Below are 15751 nucleotides of genomic sequence, written 5' to 3' on the forward strand. Positions count from 1 at the left end.
CCGCGCTGACGTCCGAAGAACCGGAGAGCCCGCCTCCGATCTTTCGGACGTCAGTGAGGGTCAGGCGAGGGCAGCGCGGGCTTCGATGAAGGCGGCGATGGCTTTTTCTACGTCTTCGGTGGAGTGGGCGGCCGACAGTTGCACGCGGATTCGGGCCTTGCCGTGGGGGACTACGGGGTAGGAGAAGGCGATGACGTAGATGCCTAGGGCGAGGAGCTTTTCGGCCAGTACGGCGGCTTGGGCGGCGTCGCCGATCATGACGGGGGAGATGGGGTGGTTACCGGGGAGGACGTCGAAGCCGGCCTCGGTCATCTTGGTGCGGAACAACTCGGTGTTCGAGTCCAACTGGTTGCGAAGTGCGGTGGAGGTGGCGATCAGTTCTAGGGCCTTCAGGGACGCGGCGGTCACTGAGGGGGCCAGGGAGTTGGAGAAGAGGTAGGGGCGGGAGCGCTGCCTCAACAGCTCGACGATCTCGCGGCGGGCGGAGACGTAGCCGCCGGAGGCGCCGCCGAGGGCTTTGCCGAGGGTGCCGGTGACGATGTCGACGCGGTCCTTGACGCCGAAGAGGGACGGGGTGCCGGCGCCGTCGGGGCCGACGAAGCCGACGGCGTGCGAGTCGTCGACCATGACGAGGGCGTCGTAGCGCTCGGCGAGGTCGCAGATCTCGTCGAGCGGGGCCACGTAGCCGTCCATCGAGAAGACGCCGTCGGTGGCGATCAGGCGGTAGCGGGCGTCGGCGGCGTCCTTGAGCTGGGCCTCGAGGTCGGCCATGTCGCGGTTCTTGTAGCGGAAGCGCTTGGCCTTCGACAGACGGATGCCGTCGATGATGCTGGCGTGGTTGAGCTCGTCGGAGATGATCGCGTCCTCGGCGCCGAGCAGGGTCTCGAAGAGACCGCCGTTCGCGTCGAAGCAGGAGCTGTAGAGGATCGTGTCCTCGGTCCCGAGGAAGGTGCTCAGCGCGGCCTCGAGGTCCTTGTGGATCTGTTGGGTTCCGCAGATGAAGCGGACCGACGCCATCCCGAATCCCCAGGTGTCCAAGGCGTTCCGGGCCGCGGCGATCACCTCGGGGTGGTCGGCCAGGCCGAGGTAGTTGTTCGCGCAGAAGTTCAGTACCTCGTTGCCGCTGGCAACCGAAATGAGTGACTGCTGCGGCGAGGTGATCACCCGCTCGGACTTGTACAGTCCCGCGTCCCGGATCTCGCCGATCGTCGTCGTCAGGTCGTCCCGCATCTGCCCGAACATCAGTGCTTCTCCTCCAGCGTTTCGTGAGTCCAGTCCAAGATGACCTTGCCGCACTGCCCCGCGCGGGCGACGTCGAAGGCCCGCTCGAAGTCGCCGTACCCGAACCGGTGCGTGATCACCGGGGTCAGGTCGAGGCCGCGTTCGAGCATCACCGACATCGAGTACCAGGTCTCGAACATCTCCCGGCCGTAGATGCCCTTGATGGTCAGCATGTTGAGCACCACCGTGCTCCAGTCGATCGCGATCTCGTCGGCCGGCAGGCCGAGCATCGCGATCTTGCCGCCGTGGTTCATGTTCGCGAGCATGTCGCGCAGCGCCGCCGGCTGGCCGGACATCTCCATCCCGACGTCGAACCCTTCGCGCATCCCGAGGCTCTGCTGGGCCTCCGCGATCGTCTCCGAGCCGATGTTGACCGCGCGGGTCACGCCGATCTTCCGGGCCAGATCCAGCCGGTACTCCGAAAGGTCCGTGATCACCACGTTCCGCGCCCCGGCGTGCAGGGCGACGGCCGCGGCCATGACCCCGATCGGCCCGGCGCCGGTGATCAGCACGTCCTCGCCGACCAGCGGGAACGACAAAGCAGTGTGTACGGCGTTCCCGAACGGATCGAATACCGCCGCGACATCGAGGTCGACCGGATCCTTGTGGACCCACGCGTTCTGCGCGGGGAGAGCGACGTACTCGGCGAAGGCGCCCGGGTGGTGCACGCCCAGGCCGCGCGTCTTGATGCAGAGGTGGCGGCGGCCGGCGCGGCAGTTGCGGCAGCGGCCGCAGACCAGGTGACCCTCGCCGCTGACCAGGTCACCGACCGCGACATCGCGGACCCCGACGCCGGTCTCGACGACCTCACCGACGAACTCGTGCCCGGTGACCATCGGTACCGGCACGTTCTTCTGGGCCCACGGGTCCCAGCTCTGGATGTGCAGGTCGGTACCGCACAACCCCGTCCGCAGCACCTTGATCAGGACCTCGTCGGCCTCGATCTTCGGCTCCGGAACCTCCTGCAACCACAGACCGGGCTTCGCCTCAGCCTTGACCAGCGCCTTCACCGCATACCTCCGTTGATCGGTCGCCCACATCGTCGTCCCGGGCAACCACCCGCGTCCATCGACACGTCGTACACAGCCTTTGCAGTTGAACTGCATACTTGGGGCCATGCGGGGAGTCGTGCGGGGGCTGGGGATCGTCCTGCTGGTGGCGGGTCTCGGGTTGCTCGGCTGGGTGGGGTGGCAGTACTTCGGGACCGGGATCACCTCGAACAGCAAGATGGGTGAGGCGGAGAACGCGCTCCGCGAGCAGTGGAAGAAACCTTCCAAGACCAAGGCGGCCGAGGGCGATCCCGTCGTACTGGTCCGGATCCCGAAGTTCGGTAAGGACTGGGAGAAGCCGGTCATCGAGGGTGTCGGCAAGGGCGAGCTGGCGCGCGGGATCGGGCATTACCCGCAGACGGCGATGCCTGGTGAGCCGGGGAATTTCGCGATCGCCGGTCACCGCGTCACGCATGGTTCGCCGTTCCGCAAGCTGCTCGAGCTGCGCAAGGGCGACCAGGTGATCGTCGAGACCGCGGACGCGATCTACACCTACGAGCTGGACGGTTCCCCGCGCGACCTGACCGTGAAGCCGGCCGACAACTGGGTACTCGAACCGGTCCCCGGCAAGCCGCGGGATACCGCGACAAAATCCATCATCACCCTCACCACGTGCCAAGACCTCTTCCACTCACCGGACCGCTCGGTGGCCTTCGGCCAACTGGTGAAGGTCACCAAAAAGCCCCAGAGGTAAGCGGTGTGGCGACCGACCGACGATGCCCTTCCCACAACGTCCGAAGGATCGGAGGGCCCGTCTCCGGTTTTTCGGACGTTGATCACATCGCGGCCGTAACGTCCGAAGGTTCGGAGGGCTCGTCTCCGGTTTTTCGGACGTTGTGGCGTGGTGGGGTGGGGTGGGGTTTGCGGGGAACTGCTGCCGCTATACGGCAGTAAGTCCACGCAAAGGTGGGGCGGGGGCGTGGGTTCGCCCGCCTGCGGCGGGTACTGAGCCTTCGGGTTGCGCGTCGTGGTGGCTGGGTGGGAACCTCAAGCAACCGGTACGTCGGTCACCGGGGCTCGCCATCTCCCTCAGCCGAAGGCGGCCCCAGCCACCCTTCCACTGTCAATCGGCCGCAGCGGCGACCGACCACGGCGGACGGATTCCGGCCGCATCGGAGCGACGGAGCGACTGGTGAGGATGACCAACAAGTAAGCTGACCGCTCATGAGCTATGACCGGGACGCACTGCTGGAGCAGGTCAAGACGAAGGCCGTCGTGCACGGCAAGGTGACGCTGGCGTCGGGCAAGGAAGCCGACTACTACGTGGACCTGCGCCGGATCACGCTGGACGCGGCCGCGGCGCCGCTGATCGGCCCGGCGATGCTCGAGCTGACCAAGGACATCGAGTACGACGCTGTCGGCGGCCTCACGCTTGGTGCGGACCCGGTCGCGATGTCGATGCTGCACGCGGCGGCGCACGAGGGTCGCACGCTGGACGCGTTCGTGGTCCGCAAGGCCGAGAAGACGCACGGTCTGCAGCGCCGGATCGAGGGCCCGGACGTCAAGGGCCGCCGGGTGCTCGCGGTCGAGGACACCTCCACCACAGGTGGTTCGGTGCTGACCGCGGTCGAGGCGCTGCGTGAGGCCGGTGCCGAGGTGGTCGCGGTCGCGGTCATCGTCGACCGGAACACCGGAGCCAAGGAAAGAGTCGAGGCCGAGGGCCTCGAGTACCGGACGGTGTTCGGCCTGGACGACCTGGGTCTGTAGCCCGCGCCGGCGGGGAACGCGGGCAGGCCCGGTTACGTCCGAGTGGCACTCGGCTCCCCGTAGAGTCGGGGCCAGCATCGCCAACACTCGGGAGCAAGGCAATGACCTTCGTCATCATCGCGATCGTGGTGATCGTCGTGATTCTGGCCATCGCGCTGATCACGTCGTACAACCGGTTCGTCAAGCAGCGGAACCTGATCCAGGAGTCCTGGCGGCAGATCGATGTCGAGCTGCACCGTCGCTATGACCTGATCCCCAACCTGGTCGAGACCGTCCGGGCGTACGCCGCGCACGAGCGGCACGTGTTCGAGGAGGTCGCCCGGCTGCGCACGCAGGCCGTGAACGTCCAGGGTGCGACCCCCGAGCAGCGGGCCGCGGCCGAGGGTGAGCTGTCCGGCGCCCTGCGGCAGATGATGGTGTCGGTCGAGGCCTACCCGCAGCTGCAGTCGAACCAGAACTTCCTCGGTCTGCAGCGCGAGCTGACCGACACCGAGGACCGGATCGCGGCCGGCCGCCGGTTCTACAACGCGAACGTCGGCGACTACAACACCCGGATCGAGGCGTTCCCGTCGAACATCGTCGCGGGTTCGTTCAAGTTCGAGAAGGCCGGCTACTTCGAGGTGAAGGACGAGTCCGTCCGCGCGGTGCCGCAGGTCTCGTTCGGCACGATCGGTTCGGTCGCGGGTGAGCAGGCGCCGCCGCAGATGCAGCAGGGCGGGCAGTCCTCGGGCCAGATCCAGCCCCCGCTGCCCGGCGAGCAGCCCCAAGATCAGCCCCAGTACGGCGCTCCTCAGGGACCGCCGGTGGGCGGCCCGCCTGCGGGTTCCCCCAGCCCGCAGGACGGACAGCCACCCTTTACGGGCTAACACCGGCGGCCACTGATCGGAGTGCCTGGCGGACACTCCTAGGCACCGGTTCCCCGTGGCTCAGGACCCCCGATCCCGAACTCCACTCCGGTGCTGGGTCCAGGGCGCGGCGGCGGTCGGTCGCCGTGCCCCAGGCCCTGCCTCCCCCCGGTACCTGTGTCAACAGTGCCCGACTGAGATACATCCGGCGTACATCGGGCTTCCCGCGCAGTACGGCGAGATGTGACGATGGGTCGGTTCGAGTCGTGGAGAGGGTAGCCAAGTGGACAGTCCGAGGTACGGGATCCTCGGGCCGCTGCGCCTCAGCCACGGGCAGGGGCAGCCGCTGAAGGCCGCGAAACCGCGGCAACTGCTGGCCACCCTGCTCCTGCACCCGAACCGTTTCGTCTCCACCGACCTGATCGCGGATGCACTCTGGGAGAGCACTCCACCACGCTCCGCGACGGCGAACATCCGCACGTACGTCCGCGCCCTGCGCGCAGTGCTGCAGGACGCCGGACTGCCGGCCCCGATCGACACCTCGGCGGCCGGCTACAGCATCGAGGTGGGCGTCGACGAGCTCGACGCCAGCCTGTTCGAATCACTCCTCGCCGAGGGCGGTCACCTCCGCGACGCCGGTGACGGCCGCCACGCCATGCAGGTGCTGTCCCGGGCCTACGCGCTGTGGCGCGGCCGCCCGCTGGAGGACCTGATCATCCCGGCCGCCTGGGAGGGCTCGCTCAATCGGCTCGAGGCCCAACACCGCGGACTCGTCGACAGCCTGCTCGACCTGCGTCTGGAGTACGGCGATGCCGGCGGCGCCGCCGTACTGCTGAGCGCACGTCTCACTGAGGACCCGTACGACGAACAGCTGTGGCGACGGCTCGTGGACGCGCTCCTGGCCGCTGGTCGGGTCGGGGAGGCGCGCGCGGCGTACGGGAAGGCTGTTCAGACCCTCGCAGATGACCTGGACATCAAGCCTGGGCCGGAGCTCGAGGCCGCCGGTGCGCGCGCCGAGAACGGCCGCTCGGCCAACTGGCCGAACCCAGGCATCCCAGCAGCAGTCCGTACGACGGCAGGTCCGGCGGAGGCAGCAGCTCCCGGCCCGATGGCGGCGCCGGAGCTCACGGATCCGCTGCGCGCACCGAGCCAGCTGCCACTCGATCTACCCGACTTCAGCGGCCGCGCGGACCATCTGGATCAGCTCCGCGACCTCGTCTGCGGTCGCGACCCGGTCCGGCCGCCGATTGCGGTCGTCTCGGGTGCGCCAGGAACGGGCAAGACCTCACTTGCCGTTCGGCTGGGTCATATGGTCAGGGATTCTTTCCCGGACGGGCAGATCTACCTCGACATGCATGGCGCCACGCAGCCCCGCGATCCGGCGGCCGCGCTGACCGATCTGCTGCTCAGCCTCAACCTGCCCGACTACGCGATCCCGACCGATCCCGAGCGACGCTCGGCGATGCTGCGGTCGGAGCTGGCCAGCCGGCGCGTGCTGATCATCCTCGACGATGTCGCGACCGCTGGTCAGGTCACGCCGCTGATGCCGGGCACCGGGGCGTCCGCGGTGGTGGTGACGAGCCGCAACCGGCTGGCTGATCTCGCCGGGGCGGACAGCCTGGCCTTGGACACGTTCGACGATGGTGAAGCCGTTGCCCTGCTGGAGTCCGTGGCCGGCGCTGGTCGAGTCGACCGTACGACGTCCGCCGCTGAGGAGATCTTGGCCGCCTGCGGGAACCTGCCGCTCGCGATCCGGATCGTCGGCAGCCGACTGGCCCAGCGACCGGACCTGAGCCCGGGCGAGCTCGCCCGCCGGCTGCGGGACGAGAGCTCGCGGCTGGACGAACTGAGCATCGGCGAGCTGGCCGTCCGGACCAGTGCGGACCTGAGCTACGACGCGCTGAGCGCCGACGAGGCCCGGCTGTACCGGCTGATCGGGCACTTCGCCGTCGGCGTCTTCTCCGCACGAGCGCTGGAGGCGATCGCGTCCCCAGCCTCGGTACGACGTAGCCTGGACCGCCTGATCGAGGTCAACCTGGTCCGGATCAGTTCGGTCGATCATCGCGGTACGGCGCGCTACCGGATGCACGATCTGCTGCGCCTGCACGCGATCGGGGTCGGCGACGAGAGTCAGCAGGCCGAGGCGGTCAAGGACGTGGCGACTGTGGTCGACGCGATCCTGCAGAAGATCCGTCGGGCCAACAAGGCGCTCGCGGTGGAGTACTTCGGCGTACCGGAACACAGCGGGCCGCTGACGTCACCGGACCCGGCGCCGTTCACCGAGACCGATGCGATCGCGTGGTTCGACAGCGAGCGCAGCACCTTCGTGCCCGCGATCCGGGCGGCTGCCCAGAACGGCCTGCACGAGTATGCGTGGCGGATCGCTTCGGCGTGGGGCCCGTACCTCGACATGCGGGCCGGGTTCGACGACTGGGGTGAGTCGCACCGGCAAGGACTGCAGAGTGCGATCGAGTCGGGCGACCGCTGGGGTGAAGCGATCATGCATCGCAACCTCGGTCAGCTCGGGATCTACCAGGACGACTGGGATGCGGCCTCGCATCACCTCGACCAGGCGGCGACGATGTTCGCCGAGGTCGGCGACCGGCTCGGTGACGGGGTCAGCGCGGTCGGCCTCGGGACCTGGCTGCGTGAACGCGGCCGGCCGGACGAGAGCCTTGCCCAGTACGAGAAGGCGATCCAGGCCTTCATGGAGGTCGGCAACGCGAACGGCGAAGCGGTCGCGCGGACCGCGGCGTCGTCGATCTGGCTGTCGCGCGAGGACACGGTCACGGCCGGTCGCTACCTGGCCGAGGCGTTCCTGCTCGGTCACCGTCTCGCTGACGCACACCGCGTTGCCAAGGTACGGCGGCGGATCGCGGAACTGCGGATTCACCAGGGCCGCCACTACCAAGCGGTCCGGCAGTTGCGGAACTCACTCGACATCTTCACCGGTCTCGGCGATGACCACTGCGCGGCGTACGCGCGAGCCGATCTCGGCCATGCGCTGATGGAGTGCGGCGAACTGGCCGCGGCGCGCAAGATGCTGCTGGACTCGATGGAGATCGGCCGCCGGCTCGGCGACCGCAGTGTCGAGGGCCAGGCCGCGCAGCACCTCGGGCGGCTCTACCTCAAGACCGGCAACCTGGACCGGGCCCGCCGGACGCTCGACCGCGCCGCGCGCGTCTGGCAGCAGGCCGGTCACGACGCCCGCGCGACCGCGTGCCGTCGCGAGCTCGCCAGCTTCGAAACCAACGCCGCAGCCGGCTGATCGCCGTACAGCGCTGATCGTCGTACAGGGCGGATCGTCGTACAGCGGAGCAATGTACGGCGGCTGTATCGGGCTGCGGCACGCTTTCTTCAAGCACGGCAACAGAAGGCCGGCGGTTCAACGGGGATCGGGGGATGCCTATGGCCTGGGGGGATGTTGTCGTGGAGCGCCGGGTGGCCAACCCGCGGGATACCGAGGCGGCGTTGAACTGGCAGCTGGAGCGATTGGGCTCGACGGCCTGGCAGGACTGGCCGTTGAAGTTCCAGCGGATGGCGTTCGGCTACGCCCAGGACAGCGGTTGGCACGATGCGACCGATGCAGTGCGATGGCTCGACCACCACGCCCTTCTCCAGGAAGGGGCGGCGCCACGGGGGGCGCTGGTCTGGTACCAGGCGGTGGACCGGATCCGAGTGGCTTGTGCGCTCGGTTCCGGTCAGGTGGTCGGTCCGCTGATCGACGGTCCGGTCGCCATTGCCGTGCTCAGTGAGGTGAGCACGGACTGGGTCTGGTCGGAACCGGTGTTTCCGTTCGGGCAGTAACCGCAGTAACGCTCAGTCTTTGGTGGCGGCGTGCTTCGGACCCGCGTGCTTCGCGCCGTCACCGCCGGCTGCCTTGTTCCGGCGGCGGGCCAGCAGGATCTCGACAGCCATCGGGATCAGCGAGATGAACACCAGCAGGATCAGCGCCGACTCGAGGTGGGCGTGGATGAACTCCACGTTGCCCAGCGCGTGCCCGAGCAGGGTGATCCCCGGCGCCCAGATGACCGCGCCGACACCGGTCCAGAGGAAGAACTTCTTCGGGTCCATCTTCCCGGCACCGGCCACGACCGTGATGAACGTCCGGACGATCGGCACGAAGCGGGCCAGCACCAGCGCCCGCGGGCCGTAGCGATCGAAGAACTCGTGGGTCTGCTCGATGTACTTCGGTTTCAGGAACCGCGCGTTCGGGTTGGTGAACAGCGACGTCCCGAGCACCCGGCCGATGTAGTAGCCGGAGACGTTGCCGAGGAACGCGGCCGCCGTCAGCAGCACGCAGGCCAGCCACAGCGGGACGTCGATCGAGCCGCGCGCGATGAACAGGCCGACCGCGAACAGCAGCGAGTCACCGGGCAGGATCGGGAACAGCACCCCGCACTCGATGAACACCACCGCGAGCGTGCCCCACAGGGCCCAGTCGCCCAGCCAGTTCAGCAGGAACTCCGGGTCCATCCAGTTCGGCATCAGCATCGCGAGTTGTACAAGCACGCGCACAGGGTAGCGTCCCAACCTGTGCAGGAGCTGAATCGCGATGAGAAGGACCTCCGCGGGACCGACGTGGTCGGCCCGCACGAGGTCGGGGTCGGCCCGTGGACGGGTGACTGGCCGGACGACCCGCGCCTGGATCCGGAGCTGCTGACCGGCGGTGACCGGCGCAACGTGGTCGACAAGTACCGGTACTGGCGGCTCGAGGCGATCGTCGAGGACCTCGACCGGCAGCGGAACCCGTTCCACGTCGCGATCGAGAACTGGCAGCACGACCTGAACATCGGATCGGTCGTCCGCACTGCGAACGCGTTCCTGGCCAGCGAGGTCCACATCGTCGGTCACCGGAAGTGGAACCGCCGTGGCGCCATGGTCACCGACCGCTACCAGCACGTCCGTCACCACCCGCAGTTGGCCGACCTGGCGTCGTACGCGGCCGAACGCGAGCTGCCGGTGATCGGCATCGACAACCTGCCCGGCTCCGTGCCGCTGGAGACCTTCGACCTCCCAGCCGGCTGCGTCCTCCTCTTCGGTCAGGAGGGGCCAGGCCTCACCGACGAAGCGCACAAGATCTGTACGGCGGTGCTGTCGATCGCCCAGTTCGGATCGACCCGCTCGATCAACGCCAGCGCGGCGGCCGCCATCGCCATGCACGGGTGGATCCGGCGACACACCTTCGGTCAGCCGTCGAGCACCTAACGTCCGATGCGGGCTCGCGCCACCAGTTGTGGCCGGAGACAGGATGTTCGGGCTGGAGACAGCGGGCAACAGGTCTCCAGCAACCACAAGGTGTCTCAAGGCATCAGTGAGGGCGCGAGAGCCGGCTCCTGAACTGGCTACGATCGGGTACCGGCTAGTCGATACCGTTCTCGGCTGCGTGATCGCCGTCGTACCGACCCCTCTGGAGGAGACCTGATGTGGGCTGACCACGCGATCTGGTGGCAGGTGTATCCGCTCGGCTTCACCGGTGCGGATTCGGCGGCCGCGCATCGGTTGCCGCGGATCGAGAACTGGCTGGACTATGCGATCGAACTTGGTTGCTCAGGGCTACTACTTGGGCCGGTGTTCGCGTCGGAGACCCATGGCTACGACACGGTTGACCATCTGCGGATCGATCCGCGGCTGGGCGACGACGCGGACTTCGATCGGTTGGTTGCGGCCGCGCATCAGCGAGGGTTGAAGGTTGCGCTCGACGGGGTCTTCAATCATGTCGCTCGGTCCTTCGACGCTCCGGACGACTGGTTCCGGCGGCAGGCGGACGGCACGCTGGACACCTTCGAGGGGCACGAACACTTGGTGGCGCTCGATCACAGCAACCCGGCGGTCGCGTCGTACGTGGCAAAGGTGTTGGAGCATTGGCTCGACCGTGGAGTCGACGCGTGGCGGTTGGATGCGGCTTATGCGGTGCCGGCGGAATTCTGGCGGGCGGTGTTGCCGCGGGAGCGCTACCCGGACGCGTGGTTCTTCGGCGAGGTGATTCACGGGGACTACGCCGGGTACGTCGCTACGAGCGGGCTGGATTCCGTCACGCAATACGAGCTGTGGAAGGCGATCTGGAGTTCACTGAACGACGGCAACTTCTTCGAGCTGTCGTATGCGCTCGGTCGTCACAACGCGTTGCTGGACACGTTCGTGCCGCAGACCTTCGTCGGCAACCACGACGTGACCCGGCTCGCTACTCGGTTGGAGGACGAGCGGCACGTCGGGCATGCGTTGGCGATCCTGTTCGCGGTGGCTGGGGTTCCGAGTGTGTACTCCGGTGACGAGCAGGGGTTCCAGGGGCTGAAGGAGGATCGCGTGGGTGGTGACGATGCGATCCGGCCGGAGTTCCCCGAGTCGCCGGCTGAGCTCGCGCCGTACGGGGAGGCGACGTACCGGACGCATCACGAGCTGATCGGCGTACGGCGGCGGAACCCGTGGCTGACGCGGAGCCGGACGACCGTCGAGCACCTGGCCAACCGAACCATGGCGCTCCGGTCGGTCAGTGGTGACGAGTCCGGGGTGCTGTTGCTGAACATCAGCGACGACGAATTCCGCTTCGAGGGAGAGTCCGTTCCCCCGCACAGCTGGAGATTGTTGACGTAACGCGTAACCCCCGGGCCGGGTGCGCCGTTGTTCCTCTGACAGAAGTGAGGCTTCTCGACCAAAGTCAGCCCCTCGGGTGGGGCGGCGCGCCCTCACGCGCGCCGTACTGGGTTTGTGACGGGAAAACAGGGGATGTAGATGAGTTCACTGTGGGACGAACTGATCCATGAGCTGGGGACGGTGCGCGCCTTGAGCGCGGCCGCTCTGGAAGCGCGCTCCGAGTCGTCGCGGGTCGCGTTGATCACGTTGCTGGATGCCGAGACCGCGGAGATCTCGGCCATCCTCGACCAGATTCTCCGCGATGCCCGGCAGCGGGCAGAGGCCCAGCAGTCGTCAGCGGCCTAGGGCATATCCCTCAACTCCCCGCCTACTGCGCTGCACTCGGCACGGCACCTCGCCGCACTGGAGGAAAGACCACGATGGAAAAGCATCGAGGCCTCCCCTCCAGCACGCCGATGCACCGCACCGAGCACATGCTCGCTACGGCGCGGAGTTAAGCGATACGCCCTAGCAACTGGCTGACGGCTGCCTGCAGGGCTTCGGTGGGATCGGCGGGTAGCTCGGACGCGCGGTAGGCGATGTGCGCGTCCGGGCGGACCAGGAGACAGCCGTTGTCCGCGATCTCGCGGACGCGCGCCCAGTCGCCGTACAGGTCCTCGAGTTCGCGGCCCGGGCCGATCACGAAGGGCTCGATCGGTACGCCGAGCTGTTCGGCGACCGACTGGGCTGCCTTCACCCACGCCTCGCCACCGATGCCGGTGAGCAGGGTGAACCGGCCTTTGCCGACCACGTCGAGCGTGCTGACGGTGTCGGATCCGCGGGTCAGCCAGCTGTGCGGGATGCGCGCGCCCGGCCAGGTCGTCGGGTGGTAGAAGAGCTCAGGATCCCGTTCGTACGACGGTTCCGGCGTACCGTCGGTGATGACCGCGGCCGACCGATAGCGCTGGCCCAGTTCGACGCCGTGCGCGTTGAACTCGTAATCCTTGAGTTCGATCGCGGTCCGCAGCTCCTCGCGCTGCACGATGCCCTCGGGAGTGTCGTCCTTGCGGGACTCGATCGTGCGGCCTTCCGGGGCGTCCGGGGTCATCCCCAGCGCCTTGAAGATCTGACCGAACTGGGTCCGGCTCTTGTTCGCCCGATCGACGATTTGCTTGGCGATCGGCGTCCGCTCCTCGTCGTACGTCTTCAAGAGGTCAGGTGACGCGTGGCCCTTGAGGACGTGCGCGAGCTTCCAGGCCAGGTTGTACGCGTCCTGGATGGACGTGTTCGAGCCGAGGCCGTTGCTCGGCGGATGGCGGTGGATCGCGTCGCCCATGCAGAACACCCGGCCGGAGGACGCCTTCTCGGCGTACATGTGGTTGACGCTCCACACCGAGGTGCCCTTCAGCTTCACGTCGATCGTGTCGTCACCCACCAGGTTGTGCACGATCTCGGTCGCCATCGCCTCGTCCACCACCGGCGCCGGCTGGGTGATGTCGTAGCCCCAGACGATCAGCCACTCGGTCCACGGGCGGACCATCCGGATCAGGCCGGCGCCGATCCCACCGATCTGCGCGCCCGGCTGGAGCACCCAGTAGAGGACGCTCGGCCGGTGGGCGACGTACTTGGACAGGTCGGCCTCGAAGACGATGTTCATCGAGCCCTCGATGTCCATCGCGCCGGCCATCGGCAGATTGATGTCCTGGGCAACCTTGCTCCGGCCGCCGTCCGCGCCGATCAGGTACTTGGCCCGGATCTGGTAGGTCTTGCCGCTGAGCCGATCGCGGACGGTCGCGGTCACGCCGTCGTCGTCCTGTTCGAGGGACAGGTACTCCGTGTTGAACCGGACCTTCGCGCCGCGAGAGGCCGCCGTACTGATGAGGATCGGTTCGAAGAGGGTCTGCGGCAGGTCTAGCGGCAGTGTTGGGCTGGCTTCGGTGTAGTCGGCGAGGCGGCGCGGATGGGTGCCCCACGTGCGGATCCGGCCGATCTCTTCACCGGCGAGGCTGGTGCAGAACGCGGTCTGGCCCATCAGGTGATGCGCGGTGCCCTTGCCCGTCACCTGATCCTCGATGCCCATGTCCCGCATCAGTTCGACCGTGCGCTGGTTGGTGATGTGGGCCCTCGGGGTGTTCGCGGTCCAGCCGTAGCGGGTCAGCACGATGTTGTCGACGCCGTACGAGGACAGGAAGAGAGAGGCAGCTCCACCGGCCGGGCCGCTGCCGACGATCAGGACGTCGGTGGTGATCATCGCGACTCCTCAGCGAGTACCAGGTCGTAGTTGACGGAGTAGTGGCCGTCGGGATGTTCGGTGAAGTCGGTGACGAGGGAGTCCTTGACGCCGAAGACGGCGTCTTGGTCCAGGTACGGGTCGCCCTTTTCGAACACGTGGGTGATCAGGCGGCGGTAGCCGGGCGCAGCGACCATGAAGTGAATATGCGCCGGGCGCATCCAGCCGCGACCACCGGCGCGGAGCAGCTCACCGACCGGCCCGTCGACGGGGATCGGGTACGCGACCGGTTTCACCGCCCAGAACGAATAGTTGCCGTCGGCATCGGTTGTCAGATGGCCTCGGTTCTGTGGCCCGGTGAGACCGTCCTTCTGGACGTCGTAGAACCCGTCCTCGTCGGCCTGCCAGGTCTCCACCTGGGCGTTTGCTATGGGCTCGCCGCGAGTGTTCAGGACCCGCCCGCTCACCAGGCACGGGAGTCCGGGCGCGCCGTTCGCGATGTCGTCGCCGTTCTTCACCTCGGGTGAACCCTCGACGAAGAAGGGCCCGAACACCGTCGACTCGGTCGCGTTGTCTGCCGCCGGACTGCCCAGACCCACCGTCAGCATCGAGAGTCCGAGGACATCGGCGAGCAGGACGAACTCCTGCCGCTTGTCGTTCGAGATCTGGCCGGTGCGGGTGAGGAAGTCGATCGCGTGGAAGTACTCGTCCTCGGTGAGGTTGACCTCGTGCGCGAACGCGTGCAGATGCCGCACGAGCGCCTTCATCACCTCCGCGGTCCGCGGCTCCATGCTCCCGTCGAAGCTGGCCACCACCGCGGCCGTCAGCTCGTCTCCTTGCAGATCCATCGAGTCACCTTTCATGCTTCGATCACCATGGCCAGCCCCTGCCCGACGCCGATGCAGAGGGTGGCCAGTCCGTAGCCGCCGCCACGCCGCTTCAGCTCGTGCGCGAGGGTGGTGAGAATGCGGGTGCCGGAGCTGCCGAGGGGGTGCCCGAGGGCGATCGCTCCGCCGTTCACGTTGACCTTGGTCGGGTCGAGTTCGGGCCATTGGCCCAAGCAGGCAAGGCTTTGCGCGGCGTACGCCTCGTTGAGCTCGACCAGGGTGAGGTCGTCCCAGCCGATGCCTGCCTTGGCCAGCGCCTTGTTCGATGCCTCCACCGGACCGATGCCGAAGTACTGCGGCTCCACGCCGTGCACCGCCCGGCTGACGATCCTTGCCAATGGTGTGATTCCAAGCCTTTGGGCAGCTTCATCGTCACCGACCAGTACGGCGGATGCTCCGTCGTTCAAGGTGGAGGCGTTGCCGGCGGTGACGGTGCCGTTGTCACGGAAGGCGGGCTTGAGCTTCGCCATCAGCTCCGGGGTGCTGCCGTCGCGAATCGACTCGTCCCGGGTCAGCGGGGTGTGCTTCTTGGGCAGGATCTCAGTGAGGTGATCCCACGGCAGGACCTCATCGTCGAAGGTGCCGGCGGCCCACGCCTTGGCGGCCTTCTCGTGGGATTCGAGGGCGAACAGATCCTGTGCCTCCCGGGTGATGCCGTACTTCTCCGCGAGCTGTTCGGTCGCCTCACCGAGCGAGACCGTCCACTCCTTCGGCATCCTCGGGTTGATGAATCGCCAGCCCAGCGAGGTCGACTCCGCCTGGAGACTGCCGTGCGGGAAGGCTCTGTCCGGCTTGGGGAGGACCCACGGTGCGCGGCTCATCGACTCGACACCGCCCGCGATGAGTAGGTTCGCGTCGCCGGTTTCGATGGCACGGGCCGCCTGGATCGCGGCTTCCAGACCCGATCCGCAGAGCCGGTTGACCGTCGTACCGGGGACGCTGGTGGGGAAGCCGGCCAGCAGGGCAGCCATCCGGGCGACGTCGCGGTTCTCCTCGCCGGCGCCGTTCGCGTTGCCGAGGATGACGTCATCTAGCTCGGCCGGGTCGAGGCTCGGGTTTCTTTGGGTGAGCTCTTGCAGGGTGACGGCCGCCAGGTCGTCGGGGCGGGCGCCGGCCAGCGCGCCGCCGAGTTTGCCGACCGGGGTGCGGACGGCGTCCAGCAAATAGGCCGATCTCATG

The 15751-nt window shown here is 67.7% G+C and carries 14 protein-coding genes; 8 read left to right on the plus strand and 6 right to left on the minus strand.

What is annotated here, in order from left to right:
• Positions 1–60 precede the first annotated feature (60 nt).
• Both ACFVWG_RS38705 and tdh read right to left on the minus strand, forming a co-directional pair.
• Positions 61–1242 (minus strand): glycine C-acetyltransferase, encoded by a 1182-nt coding sequence (locus ACFVWG_RS38705; protein ID WP_391548491.1) that lies wholly within the window; start codon positions 1240–1242, stop codon positions 61–63.
• Positions 1242–2291, minus strand: a complete 1050-nt coding sequence (tdh, locus tag ACFVWG_RS38710; RefSeq protein ID WP_391548492.1) for an L-threonine 3-dehydrogenase — start codon at positions 2289–2291, stop codon at positions 1242–1244. Before tdh ends, ACFVWG_RS38705 begins: the two co-directional genes overlap by 1 nt.
• A gap of 106 nt (positions 2292–2397) precedes the next feature.
• On the opposite strand from tdh, the gene ACFVWG_RS38715 reads away from it, so the two are divergent.
• The 5 genes from ACFVWG_RS38715 to ACFVWG_RS38735 all read left to right on the plus strand — a co-directional run bounded on the left by ACFVWG_RS38715 (position 2398) and on the right by ACFVWG_RS38735 (position 8689).
• Positions 2398–3024 carry a class E sortase gene (locus ACFVWG_RS38715; protein WP_391548493.1) on the plus strand — a complete coding sequence of 209 codons (627 nt, stop codon included), beginning with the start codon at positions 2398–2400 and terminating at the stop codon, positions 3022–3024.
• 470 nt (positions 3025–3494) lie between these two features.
• Positions 3495–4037, plus strand: a complete 543-nt coding sequence (gene pyrE / locus ACFVWG_RS38720; protein WP_391548494.1) for an orotate phosphoribosyltransferase — start codon at positions 3495–3497, stop codon at positions 4035–4037.
• A gap of 101 nt (positions 4038–4138) precedes the next feature.
• The gene (locus ACFVWG_RS38725) at positions 4139–4903 is read left to right on the plus strand and encodes a LemA family protein (protein ID WP_391548495.1); all 765 of its coding nucleotides are present in this window, start codon (positions 4139–4141) and stop codon (positions 4901–4903) included.
• 262 nt (positions 4904–5165) lie between these two features.
• On the plus strand, positions 5166–8150 hold the full coding sequence (locus tag ACFVWG_RS38730; RefSeq protein ID WP_391548496.1) for a BTAD domain-containing putative transcriptional regulator: 2985 nt from the start codon (positions 5166–5168) through the stop codon (positions 8148–8150).
• A 134-nt stretch (positions 8151–8284) separates the two neighbouring features.
• The gene (locus tag ACFVWG_RS38735; protein WP_391548497.1) at positions 8285–8689 is read left to right on the plus strand and encodes a hypothetical protein; all 405 of its coding nucleotides are present in this window, start codon (positions 8285–8287) and stop codon (positions 8687–8689) included.
• Positions 8690–8701: 12 nt separating this feature from the next.
• On the opposite strand, the gene ACFVWG_RS38740 is transcribed toward ACFVWG_RS38735, so the two are convergent.
• Complete coding sequence (locus ACFVWG_RS38740) at positions 8702–9394, minus strand: DedA family protein (protein WP_391548498.1); 693 nt, start codon at positions 9392–9394, stop codon at positions 8702–8704.
• Between the two features lie 24 nt (positions 9395–9418).
• Between ACFVWG_RS38740 and ACFVWG_RS38745 the strand changes: the two genes are divergently transcribed.
• From ACFVWG_RS38745 to ACFVWG_RS38755, 3 genes are all read left to right on the plus strand, one after another.
• Positions 9419–10090 (plus strand): TrmH family RNA methyltransferase, encoded by a 672-nt coding sequence (locus tag ACFVWG_RS38745; protein ID WP_391548499.1) that lies wholly within the window; start codon positions 9419–9421, stop codon positions 10088–10090.
• A gap of 216 nt (positions 10091–10306) precedes the next feature.
• Entirely contained in the window at positions 10307–11476 is a 1170-nt protein-coding gene (locus ACFVWG_RS38750) for an alpha-amylase family protein (RefSeq protein WP_391548500.1), read from the plus strand.
• Between the two features lie 138 nt (positions 11477–11614).
• Complete coding sequence (locus ACFVWG_RS38755) at positions 11615–11821, plus strand: hypothetical protein (protein WP_391548501.1); 207 nt, start codon at positions 11615–11617, stop codon at positions 11819–11821.
• Positions 11822–11969: 148 nt separating this feature from the next.
• Here ACFVWG_RS38755 and ACFVWG_RS38760 read toward each other — a convergent pair whose 3' ends face one another.
• From ACFVWG_RS38760 to ACFVWG_RS38770, 3 genes are read right to left on the minus strand one after another with little or no spacing between them, the layout of a single operon-like run.
• Positions 11970–13706: an FAD-dependent oxidoreductase gene (locus tag ACFVWG_RS38760; protein ID WP_391548502.1), complete on the minus strand. Its 1737-nt coding sequence runs from the start codon at positions 13704–13706 to the stop codon at positions 11970–11972.
• Entirely contained in the window at positions 13703–14533 is an 831-nt protein-coding gene (locus tag ACFVWG_RS38765; RefSeq protein ID WP_391548503.1) for an intradiol ring-cleavage dioxygenase, read from the minus strand. Before ACFVWG_RS38765 ends, ACFVWG_RS38760 begins: the two co-directional genes overlap by 4 nt.
• 11 nt (positions 14534–14544) lie before the next feature.
• A complete protein-coding gene (locus ACFVWG_RS38770; RefSeq protein WP_391548504.1) occupies positions 14545–15750 on the minus strand; it encodes a thiolase family protein in 1206 nt (401 codons plus the stop codon).
• Position 15751: the final 1 nt, after the last annotated feature.

Origin of the sequence: Kribbella sp. NPDC058245 (assembly GCF_042882005.1) — a bacterium.
In the GTDB taxonomy this organism is placed as follows: domain Bacteria; phylum Actinomycetota; class Actinomycetes; order Propionibacteriales; family Kribbellaceae; genus Kribbella.

Excerpts from the sequence above, each read along its gene's own strand:
- ACFVWG_RS38705 (WP_391548491.1), bottom strand. The coding sequence starts at position 1,242 with ATGTTCGGGCAGATGCGGGACGACCTGACGACGACGATCGGCGAGATC.
- ACFVWG_RS38715 (WP_391548493.1), top strand. The coding sequence starts at position 2,398 with ATGCGGGGAGTCGTGCGGGGGCTGGGGATCGTCCTGCTGGTGGCGGGT.
- pyrE (WP_391548494.1), top strand. The coding sequence starts at position 3,495 with ATGAGCTATGACCGGGACGCACTGCTGGAGCAGGTCAAGACGAAGGCC.
- ACFVWG_RS38725 (WP_391548495.1), top strand. The coding sequence starts at position 4,139 with ATGACCTTCGTCATCATCGCGATCGTGGTGATCGTCGTGATTCTGGCC.
- ACFVWG_RS38735 (WP_391548497.1), top strand. The coding sequence starts at position 8,285 with ATGCCTATGGCCTGGGGGGATGTTGTCGTGGAGCGCCGGGTGGCCAAC.
- ACFVWG_RS38750 (WP_391548500.1), top strand. The coding sequence starts at position 10,307 with ATGTGGGCTGACCACGCGATCTGGTGGCAGGTGTATCCGCTCGGCTTC.
- ACFVWG_RS38755 (WP_391548501.1), top strand. The coding sequence starts at position 11,615 with ATGAGTTCACTGTGGGACGAACTGATCCATGAGCTGGGGACGGTGCGC.
- ACFVWG_RS38760 (WP_391548502.1), bottom strand. The coding sequence starts at position 13,706 with ATGATCACCACCGACGTCCTGATCGTCGGCAGCGGCCCGGCCGGTGGA.
- ACFVWG_RS38765 (WP_391548503.1), bottom strand. The coding sequence starts at position 14,533 with ATGGATCTGCAAGGAGACGAGCTGACGGCCGCGGTGGTGGCCAGCTTC.
- ACFVWG_RS38770 (WP_391548504.1), bottom strand. The coding sequence starts at position 15,750 with ATGAGATCGGCCTATTTGCTGGACGCCGTCCGCACCCCGGTCGGCAAA.